The organism is Nocardia sp. 2TAF39, from assembly GCF_052114905.1.
Classification (GTDB): Bacteria; Actinomycetota; Actinomycetes; order Mycobacteriales; family Mycobacteriaceae; genus Nocardia.
This window is the reverse complement of sequence record NZ_JBFRFQ010000137.1, coordinates 1-1,149: the sequence shown is the minus strand read 5'-3', so window position 1 is coordinate 1,149 and position 1,149 is coordinate 1. Positions and strand designations below refer to the sequence as shown.

The following is a 1,149-nucleotide window of genomic DNA, read 5'->3' as shown; positions in this document are numbered from 1 at the left end:
CCTTGTCGAGGTTGTCGAGTGTCAGCCAGTTGATGGTGTCGGGGAGTCGTGCGCGTACGGAGGTCGTGGTCAGGCCGATGGCGGCTTTCGAATCGGTCGTCATGTGGGTGATGCGTTCGGTGGGGTAGGTCGGGTCGATCGGCAGGAAAGCGGCTCCTGATTTGGTGATCGCCCATACCGCGAGGACCGAATCCACAGAGCGCGGCATGCCGATCGCGACGATGTCTTCCGGGCCGATACCTCGTTGGATGAGGAGGCGGGCCAATCGGTTCGAACGTTCGTCCAGTTCTCGGTAGCTCAGTTGTTGTCCGTCGAACACGATCGCGGTGGCCTCGGGGTTCTGTGCGGCCGCCGTGGTGAGCAGGTCGGCCAGTGTGGTGGGTGCCGTGCTGGGTGGGCCGGAGCGGGTCAACAGATCGGTTCGTTCGGCGGGCTCGAGTACCTCGATCGTCCCGACCGGAATCGTCGGGTCGGCGGCTATCGACTCCAGTACCCGGATCCACCGGTGCATAAGAGAATCGATGGTCGTCGCGTCGAACAAATCCGTGGCGTAGGTGACCGATACCGTCATATCGCCGCTGTCGCGGTCGTCCGACAGCACGAACTGCAGGTCGAAGCGAGACACCTCGGTGGGCAGGTCGACCACCGACACCGCGGGACCAGGCAGCTCGAGCTCGACTCGTTCCAGATTCTGGAATGCCAAAAGCACTTGGAACAGTGGGTGCCGGGACTGGGATCGCTGTGGGGCGAGCTGATCCACCAACTGCTCGAACGGAATATCGGCATGTTCGAAAGCGTCCAGGTCGACCTGCTTGATCCGGGCGAGTAGATCGGTGAACGATTCATCGAGATCGATGTCGGTCCGCAACACCAGAGTGTTGACGAACATGCCGATCACGTCGTCGAGCGCGGCTGCGCCACGCCCGGCGATCGGGGTGCCGATCGGRATGTCGGTGCTACCACTCAACCGGGCAAGCAGGACGGCCAACGCGCCGTGAATCGCCATGAACAACGACGAGTTATGTTGCCGTGCGAACCCTTTCAACGCTTCAACCAGCCCGGTATGCAACGAATAACTCGCAGTGGCACCCCGATTCGACATCACCACCGGCCGCGGCCTGTCGATCGGCAAACAAAGCTCCTCGGGAA

1 protein-coding gene is annotated in these 1,149 nt (G+C 62.0%); it reads right to left on the bottom strand.

Annotation, left to right across the window (positions count from 1 at the left end; translation table 11 throughout):
• Nucleotides 1–1,102 (bottom strand): condensation domain-containing protein (locus AB4Z47_RS30685; RefSeq protein WP_441956208.1); only part of this gene is annotated, 1,102 nt, incomplete at its 3' end.
• Nucleotides 1,103–1,149: the final 47 nt, after the last annotated feature.